This window comes from Paracidovorax konjaci (assembly GCF_900112675.1).
Lineage (GTDB): Bacteria > Pseudomonadota > Gammaproteobacteria > Burkholderiales > Burkholderiaceae_C > Paracidovorax > Paracidovorax konjaci.
In genome coordinates, this window is the sequence record NZ_FOMQ01000005.1 from 39,586 (window position 1) to 55,681 (window position 16,096).

Consider the following 16,096-nt stretch of genomic DNA (forward strand, 5'->3'; position numbering starts at 1 on the left):
GCCGTCCGCTGAACCTTCGGATGTTTTGCGCCCCATGCCGCCGTATCCAGGACTTTTCCAGCTATTGAAACGATAGCGGGTGCGACAATCCCGGGATGGAATGGATCATTGTTTCGCTGGCCTCGCTGCTGGCCGGTTTCGTGGATGCCATCGTGGGCGGCGGCGGACTCATCCTCGTGCCCGCCCTGTTCGCCACCTTCCCCACCGCCCCGCCCGCCACACTGATGGGCACCAACAAGAGCGGCTCCATCTGGGGCACCGGCATCGCCACCTGGCAGTACAGTCGCCGCGTGGACATGCGCTGGCAGGCGCTGCTGCCGGCCGCCGCGGCCGGCTTCGCGGGGGCATTCGCGGGGGCCTGGACGGTCACCGTGGTGCCGGTGGACTTCCTGCGGCGGCTGCTGCCCTTCATTCTGCTGGCCGTGCTGGCCTACACCCTCGCGCGCAAGGACCTCGGCAAGCACCATGCCCCGCGCTTCGACGGACGCACCGAAACCCGCGTCGCCTGCCTGATCGGGCTCACGATCGGGTTCTACGACGGCTTCTTCGGCCCCGGCACGGGCAGCTTCTTCGTCTTCCTGTTCGTGCGGCTGCTGGGCTACGACTTCCTGAACGCCTCGGCCTCGGCCAAGCTGCTGAACCTGGCCACGAACGTCGCCGCGCTCATCCTCTTCACGGCCAAGGGCCATGTGTGGTGGCACTTCGCCCTGCCGCTCGCCGTGGCCAACGTGGTGGGCAGCGTGCTGGGCACGCACATGGCGATGAAGCACGGCACGGGCTTCGTGCGCGGCATCTTCATCGTCGTGGTGGGGGCGCTGATCCTCAAGACGGGCTACGACGGGTTCCTGAAGTGAGCGCCTGCCGGGCGGCACCGCACGGCCGTCAGGCCTCCCGGGCCGGCCGCGGGCACAGCCGGGCCGCGGGCTCGCACGATCTCGTCGATGAACACCGTCACGGCCGGGTGGGCGCGCTCCCCGCGCCGGTAGGCCACCGAGATCTCGCGCCCCCCGTCGGGGCGCAGCGGCACGGCCCGCGTGCCCGGCAGCGGCCGCAGCAGGCGCAGGCCCGGCACCACGGTCACGGCGCAGCCCGCCGCGACCATGGCGGAGACCACCTCGAACCCCGAGGCACGCACATCCATGCGCGGCTCGAAACCGGCCTCCAGGCACCGCTGGCGCACGAACTCGCCAAAACTGCTCGACGCCGCATCCATGGCCCAGGATTCATGCCGCAGGTCGGCCACGCCGAGCCAGGGGCGGCCCGCCAGCGGGTGCGTGTCGGGCAGCAGCACATGCAGCGAATCCTGCGCCAGCGGCACGAAGCCGAAGCCGCCCTGCCGCCGGTCCATGCGCAGCGCCAGGTGGTCGATGAGCGCGATGTCGGCGCGCCAGGCGCCCAGGGCCACCAGGCCGTCGTCCGGCTCCATTTCCTCCACGGCGAGGCGCAGACGCGGGTAGGCGGCCCGCAGCGCCTGGATGGTTCCGGGCAGCAGGGCCGAGGCGATGGACGGGAAGGCCGCCACGCGCAGCTCGCCCGCGATCTCCCTGCGCAGCAGCGCCAGTTCGGACTTCGCCTCGTCCAGCACCGCCATGAGGCGCTCCGCGTGCCGCACCAGCGCCTCGCCCCCCGGCGTGAGGCGCACGCCCCGGCCCTGGCGCTCGGTGAGGGCCAGCCCCGCCTCCGCCTCGAGTTGCGCGATCTGCTGCGAGACGGCCGAAGGCGTCAGCGCGAGGGCCTCGGCGGCGGCCGCCATCGTTCCGCAGCGGGCCAGTTCGCGCAGCGCGCGCAGGCGGGTCATGTCCATGTGCTTTTTTCCAAGAGCCGGGCCGGCTTCAATCATCAGATTGTCTAACGCATCCCTTCACGAAAGATCAGTAGACCTGATGAAAAGCGCAGCCTACGCTGTGCCCCGTCCTGCGGCAGACGGCCCGCGGGCATTCCCCACGAAAGACGTTTCCATGGCCATCAGCGTTTTCGACCTCTTCAAGATCGGCATCGGCCCATCCAGCTCGCACACCGTGGGGCCGATGCGGGCCGCGCGCATGTTCACGCACGCCCTCGAGCACCAGGGCCTGCTGGCGGCCACCGGCCGCGTGGTGGCGGAGCTGTACGGCTCCCTGGGCGCCACCGGCAAGGGCCACGGCAGCGACACCGCCGTGCTGCTGGGCCTGTGCGGCCACGAGCCCGACACCGTGGACGTGGACCGCGTGGGCGGCTATGTCGAGGGCATCCGCGCGCACGGGTCGCTGGCGCTCGCCGGCCGGCACGCCATCGCCTTCGACGAAAAGCGCGACCTGCGCTTCTATGCGCTCAAGACCCTGCCCTTCCATGCCAACGGCCTGCGCTTCGCCGCGCATGCGCCCTCGGGCGCGCTGCTGCACGAGGCCACCTACTACTCGGTGGGCGGCGGTTTCGTGGTCAGCGAAGCCGTGGCCGCGGACGGCGCGCGCCAGAAGGTGATAGCGCCCGATCCGTCGGTGCTGCCGCTCCCGTTCGAAGACGCCGACGGATTGCTGCGGCTCACCGCCACGCACGGGCTGGACATCGCCGGCGTGATGCGCGCCAACGAACGCCACTGGCGGACCGATGCCGACATCGACGCCGGTCTGCTGGCCATCTGGCATGCCATGCAGGCCTGCGTGGAGCGCGGCTGCCGCACCGAGGGGCTGCTGCCCGGCGGTTTCAGGGTGAAACGGCGGGCCGCGGCCCTGGCGCGCCGCCTGGGCGCCTTCGAGCCGCAGCCGACCGATCCGCTGCGCGTGCTCGACTGGGTGAACCTGTGGGCCCTGGCGGTCAACGAGGAGAACGCGGCCGGCGGGCGGGTGGTCACCGCGCCCACGAACGGCGCGGCCGGCATCGTGCCCGCCGTGCTGCACTACTACATGCACACCGCAGGGCACGCCAGCGACCGCGGTGCGATCGACTTCCTGCTCACCGCCGGCGCCATCGGCATCCTCTACAAGAAGAACGCCTCGATCAGCGGGGCCGAAGTGGGCTGCCAGGGCGAGGTGGGCGTGGCCTGCTCCATGGCCGCGGGCGCGCTCTGCGCGGCCCTGGGCGGCACGCCGGCACAGGCGGAGAACGCGGCGGAGATCGGCATGGAGCACCACCTGGGCCTCACCTGCGACCCGGTCGGCGGGCTGGTGCAGATCCCCTGCATCGAACGCAATGCCATCGCCTCGGTGAAGGCCATCAACGCCGCGCGCATGGCCCTCTATGGGGACGGCACCCATTTCGTGAGCCTGGACCAGGTCATCAAGACCATGCGCGAGACCGGCGCGGACATGCTGACCAAGTACAAGGAGACCGCGCGCGGCGGCCTCGCCGTGAACATCGTGGAGTGCTGAAGGCGGCCCGGGGCCATCCGCGTTTGCGATGAGGCATGAGCTCATACCCGCTACTTATAATGTGACCACTCCGTGACGTCCGCCACCGGACGCCGGGCCCCACGATCTCCGGCTTCGCCACCCGCCTAGCCGGATTTTTTGTACCCTGCCTTCACCCCACCAGGAACCGCAGATGAAGATTCTCAAGACGATGGCTACCGCCGCCGTGGCGCTGTGCGCGGCATTCTCGGCACAGGCGCGATCGATCGACGCCATCCAGAAGGACGGCAAGATCATCATCGCCACCGAGGGCCAGTTCGCTCCCTTCAACTACTTCAACGGCACGCAGCTCACGGGCTTCGAGGTCGAGGTCGCCAACCTGGTGGCCAAGAAGATGAACCTGAAGGTCGAGTGGAAGACCCTGGGCTTCGACGCCCTGCTGACCGGCCTGGCGCAGGACCGCTGGGATCTGGCCATCGCCTCGCACGGCGTGACCGAAGAGCGCTCCAAGGCCGTGACCTTCGCCACGCCGCACTACTGCTCGGGCGGCATGGTCATCGCCATGGACCCGGCCATCCGCACGGGCAAGGACCTCGCCGGCAAGGTGGTCGCCGTGCAGACCGGCACGAGCTACCTCGAGAACGTGAAGAAGGTCTCCGGCGTCAAGGACGTGAAGAACTTCCCCACCGACGTGGACGCCCGCAGCGCCCTCACATCCAAACGCGTGGACGCCTGGGTGACCGACAAGTTCGTGGCCAAGGAAGTCGCGGCCAAGAACCCCAAGGCGGGCCTGAAGCTCGGCGACATGCTCTTCATCGAGAAGATCGCCCCGGCCGTGGCCAAGGGCAACACGGGCCTGGCCGATGCCTGGAACAAGGCCTTCGGCGAGATCCTGGCCGACGGCAGCTACGCCGCCGTTTCCAAGAAGTACTTCAACGAAGACGTCCGCTGCGCCCCCTGATCCCTGAGAAGGTGTGAAAGAACCCGACATGCCCGCTCATCACGCCAGAACACGCCCGCTCGGCGTTGCAAATGCTCGCCATGGCCCGAGCCATGTCTGCGCTTTGCGCCTTGATCGACCGCGCTCTGGCGGTTTGCTCGGACACGCCGGATTCATCCACACCTTCTGACCGCCGCCTGGCGCCCTGACGCGGCGCCGGTGCCGGCCTTCCGGACGTTTCGCTTCATGTTCACCGCTCTCTGGCCCCGCCACTGGAGCCGCCAGCAACGCAGCAATGCCACGCTGGTCTCTGCCCTGGTGCTGATGGTGCTGGCACTGGCCCTGCTCGGCCATGCCCTTTCCTTCCTTCCCGACCCCATCGGCCCGAATGCGCAGGCGTTCGCCGATGGTGCGCGCACCACGCTCTGGCTCACGCTCGTGAGCGGGCTGTGCGGCCTGGTCCTGGGCACCGGCGCGGCCCTGGCCCGCACGGCGCGCTGGACGCTGCTGCGCTGGACGGCCCGCTGCTACATCTGGGTCATCCGCGGCACGCCGCTGCTGGTGCAGATCCTGTTCGTCTATTTCGCGCTGCCGGTGCTCGTGCCGGGCCTGAACCTGCCCGACTTCGCCGCCGCCGTCGTGGCGCTGGGCCTGAACGTGGGCGCCTACAACGCCGAGGCCATCCGGGCCGGACTGCTCGCCGTGCCGCGCGGCCAGACCGAGGCCGCGCGCGCACTGGGCCTGTCGCGCACCTACGTGTTCTTCGACGTGGTGTTCCCGCAGGCCTTCAAGATCTCGCTGCCGCCGCTCGTGAGCAACTTCGTGGCGCTGCTCAAGGATTCCTCGCTCGCCTACGCGATCGGCGTGGTGGAGCTGACCAACGTGGGCAACCGCATCCAGTCGGCCACCTTCCAGCCCATCGCCACGCTCTCCACCGTGGCCGTCACCTACCTGCTGCTCACCACGCTGGTGACTCAGGTGTCCAACGCCATCGAGCACCGTTTCGACGTCGAAGGGCGCGCCCAATGAATACCGCGCCCTCGACGCCCTACATCGTGGCGGAGAATGTCTGCAAGGCGTTCGGCACCCACCAGGTGCTCAAGAACGTCTCCACCGTGTTCAACACCGGCGAGGTCACCGTGATCATCGGCGCCTCCGGCTCGGGCAAATCGACGCTGCTGCGCGCGATCAACCGGCTGGAGCCGCACGACAGCGGCCGCATCGCCATCGGAGGCACCGAAGTCACCGACGACCCGCGCACCCTGCAGTTGCAGCGCAGCGAGGTCGGCATGGTGTTCCAGCAGTTCAACCTGTTCGGGCACATGAGCGTGCTCGACAACGTGACGCTGGCGCCGCGCCGCATCCGCCGCACGCCGCGCGCCGAAGCGAACACGCAGGCCCTCAAGCTGCTGCAGCGCGTGGGCCTGAAGGACCATGCGCACAAGTACCCCTGGCAGCTCTCGGGCGGGCAGCAGCAGCGCGTGGCCATCGCACGCGCGCTGGCCATGCAGCCCAAGGTCATGCTGTTCGACGAACCCACCTCGGCGCTCGACCCGGAGATGGTCCAGGAGGTGCTGGACGTGATGCGCGAACTCGCTCGCGGCGGCATGACCATGATCGTCGTCACCCACGAAATGGGCTTTGCCCGCGAGGTGGCCGATCGCGTGATGTTCTTCGACCAGGGCTGCATCCTGCACGACGCACCGCCTGCCGAATTCTTCGGCAACCCGGCCAACGACCGCATCCGCGCCTTCATCGGGCGCATGACCGCGTGAGTCGCAACACCCCCTGAGACGCCTTCGGCGCCTTTCCCCTGAAAGGGGACGACGCCGTTGGCCCGGGGGAGCCGGTCCCACCGCGTCTGGCCGGCATGGCCTGCTCCGCGGCCCTCTGGCGAGGTAGCGCAGCGCCGCTTCATGCGCCCTGGAACAGCCGACAAACCGCCCTGCCGCGCACGTCGGCAACGCGAGCCACTGACTTCCCCACCCCGATGTCCACTGCAGCCCCTTCCTCCCAGCGCCTGGGCCTGATCGCCCTCCTCGTCGTGACCCTCGTGTGGGGCACGACTTTCCCGTCCATGAAGCTGCTGGCCTCGTCCGGCCTGGACGCGCTGCAGCTCATCTGGGCGCGCTTCGCGATCGCGCTCACCGTGCTGGCGCCGTTCTGGTGGAGCATGCGCCGCGCCGAGCGGCGCTGGGGGCTGGTGCTGGGCCTGCTGCTGTTCTTCGCCTTCTGGCTCCAGATCGAGGGGCTGGCGCGCACCAGCAGCAACCGCAATGCCTTCGTCACCGGGCTCAACGTGCTGGTGGTTCCGCTGCTGGCGATGGCCGCGCTGTCGCGGCGGTATGGCTGGCAGCTCTGGGCCGCCTGCGCGCTGGCCCTGGCCGGCATGGCGCTGATGTTCCACGAGGACGAGCCCTGGAACCTGGGCGATACCCTCACGCTGGCCAGCACGCTTTTCTACGCGATCTACATCCTGGCGCTGGAAGAATGCGCGCGGCGCACGGCCGCGCAGCCATTGCGCGCCACGCGCATGGCCGCCGCGCAGGCCGCCGCGATGCTGGTGGCCTCGACCGCGCTGCTCGGCATGCGCCATGGCGGCGTGGCCTCGACGCTGGAGGCCCTGTCCGCCCTGCCCGTGCCCTCGGCCGCCGCGCTGGCCTACCTGGGCGTGGTCGCCAGCGTGGTGGTGGTGACCCTGCAGGCCTGGGGCCAGCAGCGCGTGGACGCGATGCGCAGCGCCATCGTGTTCGGTCTGGAGCCGGTGTTCGCCGCCCTCACCGCCTGGTGGCTGATTGGTGAACGCCTGGGCATGCTGGGCATCGCGGGGGCGGCGCTCATCGTGGCGGCGCTGGTGTTCAGCCAGTGGCAGCCGGGCCCCGCACCGGCACGCGCGGCGGAATAGCCACGCGGCGGCCGGCCACCGCCGCGTGGCGGTTCCGCCGGCGCCTGCCCTTCAAGGCTCCACGACCTGCACATCCTCGGCGCGCAGGGGCGTGCCGATGGGCGCAGCGGCTTGGCCCTTGCGCACGGCGTCCATGTCCTGCGCGTTGGGGTATTGGCCGAGCAGCCAGTAGTCGAACACGCGCCGGGCGATGGGCGCGGCATGCGCGGCGCCGAAGCCCGCGTTCTCGACGATCACGGCCAGTGCGATGCGGGGCTCTTCGGCCGGAGCGAATGCCGCGAAGAGCGAGTGGTCGCGCTGGTGCTCTTCCAGAGCGCGGGCGTTGTATTTGACGTTCTGGCCCAGCGACACGGCCTGGGCCGTGCCCGTCTTGCCCGCCGAGGTATACGGGGCGCCCGCGAAGACGCGCGTGCCCGTGCCGCCTTTGTTCACGGCCACCAGCGCGTTGCGGACCAGGTCCACGTTCTTGCGTGAAAAGCCGAGGTTCACGCCCGGCGGCTGCTCGATCTGCGTCACCTGCCCCGTCACCGTGTCGCGCACCGCCTTCACGAGGTGCGGCGTATAGCGCGTGCCACCGTTGGCGAGCGTGGCCTCCGCCACTGCCAGCTGCAGCATCGTGAAATTGTTGTAGCCCTGCCCGATGCCCAGCGACACCGTCTCGCCCGAATACCAGCGGCGCGTCTCCGGCCGCTTGTAGGTATTGCGTTTCCATTCGGTGCTGGGCAGCACGCCGCGCACTTCGCCGTTGATGTCGATGCCCGTGGGCTGCCCGAACCCCAGGGGCTTCATGAAATCGTGGATGGCATCCACGCCCATGTCCACCGCCAGCGAATAGAAATACGTGTTGCTGGAGAACTGGATGGCGCGGTGCATGTCCACGCCGCCCAGGCCGCCCTCGTGGCTGCGGAAGGTGTGACCGCCATAGGTGTAGAAGCCCGGGTCGTTGTAGACCTGCGTGGGAGAGCGCTTGTTCAATTGCAGCGCGCCCAGCGCCATGAAGGGCTTGTAGGTCGACCCCGGGGGATAGGTGCCGCGCAGCGCGCGGTTCAGCAGCGGCTTGTCGATCGACTCGTTGAGCGCCTGCCAGTTTTCCGAATCGATGCCCTCCACGAACAGGTTCGGGTCGAAGGTGGGCTTGGAGACCAGCGTGAGGATCTCGCCATTGCGCGGGTCGATCGCCACCAGTGCGCCGCGGCGCTCGCCGAACATGTCCTCGACGAGCTTCTGCAGCTTGATGTCGATCGAGAGCATCACCGTGTTGCCCGGCGTGGCGGGATGGCTCGCGAGGCGCCGCACCGCATGGCCGCCGGCCGAGGTTTCCATGCGCTCCACGCCGGTCAGGCCGTGCAGCGTGTTCTCCTGGCTCTGCTCGATGCCGAGCTTGCCGATATGGTCGGTGCCGCGGTAGTTGGCGGCATCCTCGGAATCCTCGATGCGCTCCTTCTCGCGCTGGTTGATGCGGCCGATGTAACCGATGGCATGGCTTCCGATGTCGCCCAGCGGGTAGTTGCGAAAGAGCCGCGCCTTGATGTCCACGCCGGGGAAACGGTACCGCTGTGCGGTGAAGCGCGCCACCTCCTGGTCCGTGAGGCGCGTGCGGATGGGCAGGGACTCGAAGCTCCGCGACTCGTCCATCAGCCGCTTGAAGCGCCGCCGGTCGCGCGCGTGGATCTCCACGACCTTGGACAGCTCGTCGATCGTCTCTTCGAGCGATCCCACCTTGGAGGGCGTGATCTCCAGCGTGTAGGCGGAGTAGTTGGTGGCGAGCACCACGCCGTTGCGGTCCTGGATGAGGCCGCGGTTGGGCACGATCGGCACCACGGCCGTGCGGTTGCTCTCGGCCTGGTCGGCGAGGTCTTCGTGCCGCACCACCTGCAGCACGAGCAGGCGCGCCACGATGAGGCACATGGCGAGCAGCACCACGAGCCCCACGACGATCACGCGCGTGCGGAAACGCGAGAGATCGGCTTCGGTATTGCGCAGCTCGGTCATCGCAACTCGGTCAGGTCGGCAGGACGGGGGGCAACAGGAACGGCCTCAGAGCGGCCGGTTCTCGTCGCGGTCGGGCGGGCGGCGCTGCGGCGCCAGCAGCACCCAGCTGGCCAGCGGCCACAGCAGCGCCTCGAGCGCCGGAGCGATCAGCCCGTCGAGCCGGGGAAGGATGCCGCCGGACACCATGCGCACGAGCAGTTCGATCACATGCGCCACCACGAACAGCGGCAACACTTGCAGCGCCTGCGAGAACGGGCTGAACCACAGGAGGCGACGGTGCAGATAGATGGCGCCGTACATCATGGCGCAGTAGGCCAGCGCGTGCTGGCCCAGCAGCGCCGTCTGGTAGACATCCATGCACAGGCCCATGCCGAAGGCCACGCCCATGCCGACGCGCTGCGGCTGGTGGACACCCCAGAAAACCAGCAGCACCATGACGAGATCGGGCGTCCACACCACGCGGCCGAGCGGCAGCATGTTGAACGCCAGCGCCAGCAGCAGGCTGAGGGCGATGAAGGCGGGGCGAACGGGCAGCAGCAGCTGCTCGCCACGGGGCATGATCATCGGCGGCTCCCCTTGCGGGTGGGTGCGGCTTCCGCGGCCGGGCGCTCGGGCAGGCCGGGGTCCAGCGGCTGCAACACCATTACGTGCCGCGCTCCTTGCGCCTGCGCGAGCGGCGCGCAGTAGATGCGGGCAAATGCGGAATCGGCGCGGCGCTCCACGCGCACGATGCGCGCCACGGGCAGCCCCGGCGGGTACAACCCGTCCACGCCGCTGGTGGTGAGCAGGTCGCCTTCCTGGACATCGGCATTGCTTGGCATGAAGCGCAGCTCCATGCCGCCGCCGTGCGCGATCACGGGGTCGCCATACGCCACGCCGCGCGCGCCCGTGCGCACATTCATGGTGGGGATCGCCTGGTCGCGGTCGATGAGCAGGGTGACCTCGCTCAGGAAGGGGTGCACCCGGGTGACCTGTCCGAGCATGCCCGATTCGTCCATGACGGGCGAACCCAGCGCAATGCCGGCCACCTGGCCCTGGTCGATCATCACGCGGCGGGTGTAGGGATCGGCCGCGTCGTAGATCACCTGCGCGGCCTTCGCGGGGGTCTTCAGCCGGTCGCGCAACTGCAGCAGCTTGCGCAGCCGCTCGTTCTCCTGGAGCAGCTGGTCGCCCTGGTTGGCACGCTGCGCCATCTCCACCATGCTGCGCCGCGCGGCGTCCACCTCGGCATGGGCCGACTCCTGCGTGCGCAGGTAGGCGAGGCCGCCGCCCACGAACTCCACCGGCTGCAGCATGACCCATTGCACGGGATAGAGCGCCACGGCAATGGCCTTGCGCAGGGGCTCGGTCACCTGGAAACGCGCATCCGCCACCATCAGGAACAGCGCCAGCGCGCTGCACAGGGCCAGGCGGGCCCGCGGCGACGGACCTTGTTTCAGGAAAGACGGCGCGGACCGTTCGAGGGTACCGAGGGGCATGGCTGGGAGGAACTGCCGCTGGAAATCGTCAGGCGGGGTGGCCCGGGCCGGGCCGGGCCGCGCATGCGCCGGACGGGCGGGACGCCCGACCCGCGGTCCTGCGGCCCCATCCCTCCAGCGCGGTCATGTCATTCGCTCGTGAAAATGCTGCCCTGGCGGTCCATGCGCTCCAGCGCGATGCCGCAGCCGCGCACCACGCAGGTGAGCGGGTCTTCGGCCACCAGCACGGGCAGGCCGGTTTCTTCGGCCAGCAGGCGGTCCAGGTCCCGCAGCAACGCGCCGCCGCCCGTCAGCATCATGCCGCGTTCGGCGATGTCGGCCCCCAGCTCGGGCGGGGTCTGCTCGAGGGCATTCTTGACGGAGGAGACGATCTGGTTGAGCGGATCGGTCAAGGCCTCCAGCACTTCGTTGCTGGAGATGGTGAAGCTGCGCGGCACGCCTTCCGAGAGGTTGCGGCCCTTGACCTCCATCTCGCGCACCTCGGAGCCGGGGAATGCCGATCCGATGCTCTTCTTGATGGCCTCGGCCGTGGGCTCGCCGATCAGCATGCCGTAGTTGCGGCGGATGTAGCTGATGATGGCTTCGTCGAACTTGTCGCCGCCCACGCGGACGCTGCCCTTGTAGACCATGCCGCCCAGCGAGATCACGCCGACTTCCGTCGTGCCGCCGCCGATGTCCACCACCATGGAGCCCGAGGCCTCGGACACGGGGAGCCCGGCGCCGATGCCGGCGGCCATGGGTTCTTCGATGAGATAGACAGCGGTGGCGCCGGCGGCCTCGGCCGCATCCTTGATGGCGCGGCGCTCTACCTGGGTGGAGCCGCAGGGCACGCAGATGATGATGCGCGGGCTCGGCGTGAGCAGCGTGCGCGGATGCACCATCTTGATGAACTGCTTGATCATCTGCTCGGTGATCACGAAATCGGCGATCACCCCGTCCTTCATGGGACGGATGGCTTCGATGTTGCCCGGCACCTTGCCGAGCATGGCCTTGGCTTCGCTGCCGACGGCCTGGATGACTTTCTTGCCGTGGGGTCCGCCTTCGTGGCGGATGGCGACGACGGAGGGTTCGTCGAGCACGATGCCCTTGTCGCGGGCGAAGATCAGGGTGTTGGCTGTGCCAAGGTCAATGGCAAGGTCGGTGGAGAAGTACCGACGGAAAGCTCCGAACATTCAAAAATCCTCTCGGGCACGGCATGCACGTCGGCCTGCCATCGCCGGGTGTTTAGGGGGTGTTTATTGGCTTTTTTCGCACAATGACCGGCAGTTGGGAGGGTATTGCGGCAAAGCCGGGATAATACCGCATCCCCTGTGAATAACTTCCGCTCGCCCAGAGCGCGGCGCAGCTTTACATCCCGTTTCCGCACCCGTTTTTCCTATGGCACTGACACCCCAGGACATTGGCCGCATCGCCCATCTGGCACGGCTCGAATTGAGCCCCGAAGAAAGTGAGCGCATGCTCGCGCAACTCAATGGTTTCTTCGGCATCGTCGAGAAGATGCGGGCTGTGGATACCGCGGGCGTGCACCCCCTTTCCCACCCTGTCGCGGCCATTCAGGACATCGCCCTGCGGTTGCGCGAGGACGCCGTGGGCGAGCCCGATCGGCGCGAGGCCAACCAGCGCAGCGCCCCGGCGGTGGAGGGGGGCCTGTTCCTGGTCCCCAAGGTGATCGAATAACAAGAATAAACAAACGCAATCCATGACCGAACCCTCTTCCCTGCACACCCTGGGCGTGGCGGAACTCGCCTCGGCGCTGCGCAGCAAGCGCGTCTCCGCCGTCGAGGCGGCCCGACACTTCCTCTCCCGCATCCGGCAGCACACCGACCTGGGCGCATTCGTGAGCGTCAACGAAGACGCCACCCTGGCCCAGGCCCGCGCGCAGGATGCGGCCATCGCAGCCGGCACGGCCGGGCCGCTGGCCGGCGTGCCGATCGCCCACAAGGACATCTTCGTCACGCGCGATTTCCCCAGCACGGCAGGTTCGAAGATGCTGGCGGGCTACCAGTCGCCCTTCGACGCCACCGTCGTCTCGCGGCTGGCCGATGCCGGGGCCGTGACGCTCGGCAAGCTCAACTGCGACGAATTCGCCATGGGCTCGGCCAACGAGAACTCGGCCGTTCCGCCGCTGGATGCCGGCGCACCAGCGCCGGTGCGCAACCCCTGGGCCACGGACCGCGTGCCGGGCGGCTCCTCGGGCGGCAGCGCGGTGGCCGTGGCCGCGCGCCTGGCGCCCGCAGCGACGGGCACCGACACGGGGGGCTCGATCCGCCAGCCCTCGTCGTTCTGCGGCATCACCGGCATCAAGCCCACGTATGGCCGCGCAAGCCGCTACGGCATGATCGCCTTCGCTTCCAGCCTCGACCAGGCCGGCCCGATGGCCCGCTCGGCCGAGGATTGCGCGTTGCTGCTGTCCTCGATCTGCGGGCCCGATCCCGACCGCGACTCGACCAGCCTCGACGTGCCCGCCGAAGACTTCTCGGCCCGGCTGAACGACGGCCTGGAAGGCCTGCGCATCGGCATCCCTGCCGAGTTCTTCGGCGATGGTTTGGCCGACGACGTGCGCGCCGCGGTGGAGGGCGCGCTGAAGGAATACGAGAAGCTCGGCGCAACGCTGGTGCCCATCCACCTGCCGCGCACCGAACTGTCCATCCCCGTGTACTACATCATCGCGCCGGCCGAGGCCTCCTCCAACCTCAGCCGTTTCGACGGCGTGAAGTTCGGCCACCGCGCGAAGGATTACACCGACCTGCTGGACATGTACAAGAAGACGCGCGCCGAAGGTTTCGGCGACGAGGTCAAGCGCCGCATCATGATCGGCACCTACGTGCTCTCGCACGGCTACTACGACGCGTACTACCTGCAGGCACAGAAGATCCGCCGCATGATCGCCGACGACTTCCAGCAGGCCTTCAAGGAATGCGACCTGATCGCCGGCCCCGTGGCCCCCACCGTGGCCTGGAAGCTCGGCGAGCACGGCAACGATCCCCTGGCCGACTACCTGGCCGACATCTTCACGCTGCCCGCCTCGCTGGCCGGCCTGCCCGGCATGAGCGTGCCCGCCGGCTTCGGTGCAGGCGGGCTGCCCGTGGGCCTGCAGCTCATCGGCAACTATTTCCAGGAAAGCCGGCTGCTGAATGCCGCGCACCGCCTGCAGCAGGCGACCGATTTCCACCTCCGTGCGCCGGGGGGCATCTGACATGACCGCGAAATTGATCCAGGGCTACGAGGTCGTCATCGGCTTCGAGACGCACACCCAGCTCGCCACGCAGAGCAAGATCTTCAGCCGTGCCTCCACCGCCTTCGGCGCCGAGCCCAACACGCAGGCCTGCGCGGTGGACCTCGCGCTGCCGGGCACCTTGCCCGTGATGAACCGCGAGGCCGTCGCCTGCGCCATCCGCCTGGGGCTGGCCCTGGGCTCCACCGTCGCGCCGGAGAGCATCTTCGCGCGCAAGAACTACTTCTACCCCGATCTGCCCAAGGGCTACCAGATCAGCCAGTTCGAGATCCCCGTGGTCCAGGGTGGCGAGGTGTCGTTCTATCTGGGCGAAGAGAAGAAGACCGTGCGCCTGGTGCGCGCGCATCTGGAGGAGGACGCGGGCAAATCGCTGCACGAGGATTTCATCGGCCAGTCCGGCATCGACCTCAACCGCGCGGGCACGCCGCTGCTGGAGATCGTGACCGAGCCCGACATCCGCTCCAGCGACGAGGCCGTGGCGTATGCCCGGGAACTGCACAAGATCGTCACCTGGATCGGCATCTGCGACGGCAACATGCAGGAAGGCTCGTTCCGCTGCGACGCCAACGTCTCCGTGCGCAAGCCGGGCCAGCCGCTGGGCACGCGCCGCGAGATCAAGAACCTGAACAGCTTCAAGTTCATGCAGCAGGCGATCGACTACGAGATCCGCTGGCAGATCGATCAGATCGAGGACGGCCACGCGATCCAGCAGGCCACCGTGCTCTTCAACCCCGACACGGGGGAGACACGCGCCATGCGCACCAAGGAAGACGCGGCCGATTACCGCTACTTCCCCGACCCGGACCTGCCGCCGCTACGGATTTCAGAGCAGTGGATCGAGCAGGAACGCCGGCACATGCCTGAATTGCCCCGCGCCATGGCGGCACGCTTCGTCGCCGACTACGGTCTGCCCGAGTACGACGCCACCACGCTCACGCAGAGCAAGGCGATGGCCGCCTACTTCGAAGAAGCCGCCAACGCCTGCGGGCAACCGAAGCTCGCCAGCAACTGGATCATGGGTGAGGTCTCGCGGCGCCTGAATGCCGGCGAGATCGCCATCGACGCGGTTCCGGTCAGCGCGGCGCAACTGGCCTCGCTGATCCGGCGCATCGCGGACGGCACGGTGTCCAACAACGCGGCCCGCCAGGTCTTCGAGGCGCTCTGGAGCGGCGAAGGCTCCGATGTCGATGCGATCATCGAATCCAAGGGCCTCAAGCAGATGAACGACTCCGGCGCCCTGGAGAAGATCATCGACGAGGTGATCGCCGCCAACCCCGACAACGTCGCCCAGTTCAAGGCCGGCAAGGACAAGGCGTTCAATGCGCTCGTGGGCCAGGCCATGAAGGCCAGCCGCGGCAAGGCGAACCCGCAGCAGGTGAACGATCTGCTGCGCGCGCGGCTCGCGGCCTCCTGAGGCCCTACCTCGGGGTGCCCGGTGTCTGCCGGGCATGGGTTCCGGCGGTGCCGGGGCACGCAGCCGGAGGCCGGCGCGGCGCTCAGGGCGCGGCCGGTACGGGCACCGGCACGCGCTGCTGCGCGGCCCAGAGCTGGCGCAGCACGGCCAGTTCCGCATCGAAGCGCTGGTGCACGCGGCGCTTTTCCTGTTCCTGCGCAGCGATGAAACGCTGCTGCTCGGCCACCGCATCTTCCTGTTCGGCGATCTGGCGGCGCAGCGCCATGGGCGCCTTGGCCGGATCGCGGCGGTAGAACTCCATCTCGGCATCGAGCCCCTTGCGCTGGCGGCGCAACTCCGCCACGCGCTTCTCGGCCACGGCGGTCACGTCGTCGACCTGCGCGATGGCCGCGGCGCGCTCGGCATCGTGCGCGGCCTGGTCCGGATAGCGCGCGACCAGCACGCGCTCGCGGCGCCGCTCATCGGCAATGCGGGCGCGCTCCTCGGCATCCTTGCGGCGCTGGGCCTCCAGGGCAGCGCGTTCCTGGTCGGTGAGCACCGGGCCGACCCGGGCGCGCTCGGTACCCGACGGGCTCAGCACGCGCTGTTCCCGGTCGGAGCATTCGGCAATCGGGCGGTCGGCCGTGAGGCGCCGGCCTTTGGCGTCCACGCAGGTATAGATGCCACCGGCGCCGGACTGCGGCTGGGCGCCCGCGGAAGTCGAGCACAGCGCGGTCAGTACCGCTCCGCCTCCCACGCTCCAGATGGCCAGTTTCTTCACCTGAGGGATTTCCTTTGTTGTCCCGCTTCCCTGCGCCGCCCCGACC

15 protein-coding genes are annotated in these 16,096 nt (G+C 68.8%); 9 read left to right on the plus strand and 6 right to left on the minus strand.

Going from position 1 to position 16,096, the window contains the following annotated elements:
* Positions 1–95: 95 nt before the first annotated feature.
* Positions 96–854, plus strand: a complete 759-nt coding sequence (locus BM144_RS08725; RefSeq protein WP_092951234.1) for a sulfite exporter TauE/SafE family protein — start codon at positions 96–98, stop codon at positions 852–854.
* On the opposite strand, the gene BM144_RS08730 is transcribed toward BM144_RS08725, so the two are convergent.
* Positions 833–1,804 (minus strand): LysR family transcriptional regulator, encoded by a 972-nt coding sequence (locus BM144_RS08730; protein ID WP_245783597.1) that lies wholly within the window; start codon positions 1,802–1,804, stop codon positions 833–835. The two genes, BM144_RS08725 and BM144_RS08730, sit on opposite strands and share 22 nt — an antisense overlap.
* Before the next feature lie 154 nt (positions 1,805–1,958).
* Here BM144_RS08730 and BM144_RS08735 point away from each other — a divergent pair, with 154 nt between their 5' ends.
* The 5 genes from BM144_RS08735 (at position 1,959) to BM144_RS08755 (ending at position 7,171) form a co-directional block, all read left to right on the plus strand.
* Positions 1,959–3,347, plus strand: a complete 1,389-nt coding sequence (locus BM144_RS08735) for an L-serine ammonia-lyase (protein ID WP_092951236.1) — start codon at positions 1,959–1,961, stop codon at positions 3,345–3,347.
* 172 nt (positions 3,348–3,519) lie between these two features.
* Positions 3,520–4,287: an ABC transporter substrate-binding protein gene (locus BM144_RS08740; protein ID WP_092951238.1), complete on the plus strand. Its 768-nt coding sequence runs from the start codon at positions 3,520–3,522 to the stop codon at positions 4,285–4,287.
* Positions 4,288–4,512: 225 nt separating this feature from the next.
* Positions 4,513–5,295 (plus strand): amino acid ABC transporter permease, encoded by a 783-nt coding sequence (locus BM144_RS08745; protein WP_092951240.1) that lies wholly within the window; start codon positions 4,513–4,515, stop codon positions 5,293–5,295.
* Positions 5,292–6,041: an amino acid ABC transporter ATP-binding protein gene (locus BM144_RS08750; RefSeq protein WP_092951242.1), complete on the plus strand. Its 750-nt coding sequence runs from the start codon at positions 5,292–5,294 to the stop codon at positions 6,039–6,041. The genes BM144_RS08745 and BM144_RS08750 overlap by 4 nt, the downstream gene beginning before the upstream one ends.
* A gap of 215 nt (positions 6,042–6,256) precedes the next feature.
* On the plus strand, positions 6,257–7,171 hold the full coding sequence (locus tag BM144_RS08755; protein WP_092951244.1) for a DMT family transporter: 915 nt from the start codon (positions 6,257–6,259) through the stop codon (positions 7,169–7,171).
* A 51-nt stretch (positions 7,172–7,222) separates the two neighbouring features.
* On the opposite strand, the gene mrdA is transcribed toward BM144_RS08755, so the two are convergent.
* The 4 genes from mrdA to BM144_RS08775 all read right to left on the minus strand — a co-directional run bounded on the left by mrdA (position 7,223) and on the right by BM144_RS08775 (position 11,813).
* Positions 7,223–9,163: a penicillin-binding protein 2 gene (mrdA, locus tag BM144_RS08760; protein WP_092951246.1), complete on the minus strand. Its 1,941-nt coding sequence runs from the start codon at positions 9,161–9,163 to the stop codon at positions 7,223–7,225.
* A 45-nt stretch (positions 9,164–9,208) separates the two neighbouring features.
* Positions 9,209–9,727 (minus strand): rod shape-determining protein MreD, encoded by a 519-nt coding sequence (gene mreD, locus BM144_RS08765; protein ID WP_092951248.1) that lies wholly within the window; start codon positions 9,725–9,727, stop codon positions 9,209–9,211.
* Positions 9,724–10,641: a rod shape-determining protein MreC gene (gene mreC / locus BM144_RS08770; RefSeq protein ID WP_092951250.1), complete on the minus strand. Its 918-nt coding sequence runs from the start codon at positions 10,639–10,641 to the stop codon at positions 9,724–9,726. The genes mreD and mreC overlap by 4 nt, the downstream gene beginning before the upstream one ends.
* A gap of 128 nt (positions 10,642–10,769) precedes the next feature.
* Positions 10,770–11,813, minus strand: a complete 1,044-nt coding sequence (locus tag BM144_RS08775) for a rod shape-determining protein (protein WP_092951252.1) — start codon at positions 11,811–11,813, stop codon at positions 10,770–10,772.
* Between the two features lie 205 nt (positions 11,814–12,018).
* On the opposite strand from BM144_RS08775, the gene gatC reads away from it, so the two are divergent.
* Genes gatC through gatB form a run of 3 tightly spaced genes read left to right on the plus strand, consistent with a single transcriptional unit; the run spans position 12,019 to position 15,290 of the window.
* The gene (gatC, locus tag BM144_RS08780; protein ID WP_092951254.1) at positions 12,019–12,318 is read left to right on the plus strand and encodes an Asp-tRNA(Asn)/Glu-tRNA(Gln) amidotransferase subunit GatC; all 300 of its coding nucleotides are present in this window, start codon (positions 12,019–12,021) and stop codon (positions 12,316–12,318) included.
* 22 nt (positions 12,319–12,340) lie between these two features.
* Positions 12,341–13,837, plus strand: coding sequence for an Asp-tRNA(Asn)/Glu-tRNA(Gln) amidotransferase subunit GatA (gene gatA / locus BM144_RS08785; RefSeq protein ID WP_092951256.1), 1,497 nt, complete (start codon positions 12,341–12,343; stop codon positions 13,835–13,837).
* Between the two features lies 1 nt (position 13,838).
* Positions 13,839–15,290, plus strand: coding sequence for an Asp-tRNA(Asn)/Glu-tRNA(Gln) amidotransferase subunit GatB (gatB, locus tag BM144_RS08790; protein ID WP_092951258.1), 1,452 nt, complete (start codon positions 13,839–13,841; stop codon positions 15,288–15,290).
* Between the two features lie 82 nt (positions 15,291–15,372).
* Here gatB and BM144_RS08795 read toward each other — a convergent pair whose 3' ends face one another.
* Positions 15,373–16,050 (minus strand): DUF4124 domain-containing protein, encoded by a 678-nt coding sequence (locus tag BM144_RS08795; protein ID WP_434802658.1) that lies wholly within the window; start codon positions 16,048–16,050, stop codon positions 15,373–15,375.
* Positions 16,051–16,096: the final 46 nt, after the last annotated feature.

What these genes read in the sequence shown, in the direction of transcription:
- BM144_RS08725 (WP_092951234.1), top strand. Translation starts at nt 96, where the DNA reads ATGGAATGGATCATTGTTTCGCTGGCCTCGCTGCTGGCCGGTTTCGTG.
- BM144_RS08730 (WP_245783597.1), bottom strand. Translation starts at nt 1,804, where the DNA reads ATGGACATGACCCGCCTGCGCGCGCTGCGCGAACTGGCCCGCTGCGGA.
- BM144_RS08735 (WP_092951236.1), top strand. Translation starts at nt 1,959, where the DNA reads ATGGCCATCAGCGTTTTCGACCTCTTCAAGATCGGCATCGGCCCATCC.
- BM144_RS08740 (WP_092951238.1), top strand. Translation starts at nt 3,520, where the DNA reads ATGAAGATTCTCAAGACGATGGCTACCGCCGCCGTGGCGCTGTGCGCG.
- BM144_RS08745 (WP_092951240.1), top strand. Translation starts at nt 4,513, where the DNA reads ATGTTCACCGCTCTCTGGCCCCGCCACTGGAGCCGCCAGCAACGCAGC.
- BM144_RS08750 (WP_092951242.1), top strand. Translation starts at nt 5,292, where the DNA reads ATGAATACCGCGCCCTCGACGCCCTACATCGTGGCGGAGAATGTCTGC.
- BM144_RS08755 (WP_092951244.1), top strand. Translation starts at nt 6,257, where the DNA reads ATGTCCACTGCAGCCCCTTCCTCCCAGCGCCTGGGCCTGATCGCCCTC.
- mrdA (WP_092951246.1), bottom strand. Translation starts at nt 9,163, where the DNA reads ATGACCGAGCTGCGCAATACCGAAGCCGATCTCTCGCGTTTCCGCACG.
- mreD (WP_092951248.1), bottom strand. Translation starts at nt 9,727, where the DNA reads ATGATCATGCCCCGTGGCGAGCAGCTGCTGCTGCCCGTTCGCCCCGCC.
- mreC (WP_092951250.1), bottom strand. Translation starts at nt 10,641, where the DNA reads ATGCCCCTCGGTACCCTCGAACGGTCCGCGCCGTCTTTCCTGAAACAA.
- BM144_RS08775 (WP_092951252.1), bottom strand. Translation starts at nt 11,813, where the DNA reads ATGTTCGGAGCTTTCCGTCGGTACTTCTCCACCGACCTTGCCATTGAC.
- gatC (WP_092951254.1), top strand. Translation starts at nt 12,019, where the DNA reads ATGGCACTGACACCCCAGGACATTGGCCGCATCGCCCATCTGGCACGG.
- gatA (WP_092951256.1), top strand. Translation starts at nt 12,341, where the DNA reads ATGACCGAACCCTCTTCCCTGCACACCCTGGGCGTGGCGGAACTCGCC.
- gatB (WP_092951258.1), top strand. Translation starts at nt 13,839, where the DNA reads ATGACCGCGAAATTGATCCAGGGCTACGAGGTCGTCATCGGCTTCGAG.